General features: G+C 46.3%; 1 protein-coding gene. It reads right to left on the reverse strand.

Translation table 11 applies throughout. The annotated features are described in order from the left end of the window. The coding region (locus tag ACO0LI_RS30775; protein ID WP_423037746.1) for a helix-turn-helix domain-containing protein at positions 1-182 on the reverse strand (182 nt) is incomplete at its 3' end. Between the last annotated feature and the right edge of the window lie 73 nt (positions 183-255).

Here is a 255-nt window from a genome sequence, read left to right on the forward strand (position 1 = left end):
CTTCCACGTACACGTGGTATCAGGGCATCTATACCACCATTATGATAGCAACGCTCCCAATCACCAATACATCCCGGACTGCGGATATTAAACAGGGCAGCAACTTCCCGGTAGGAAAGCTGGTTATTCCATAGACACTTGAGTACCGACAGTCTGAACTCTACATCGTATTTACCAGGCACCTGCTTTTTTGCTAATCCTGATACACCATGGAGACGATGTAAATTTACCCAGTGCACTATCACCGAATGATGG

The sequence above is a fragment of the Undibacterium sp. Tian12W genome (genome assembly GCF_049339405.1).
Lineage (GTDB): Bacteria > Pseudomonadota > Gammaproteobacteria > Burkholderiales > Burkholderiaceae_D > Undibacterium.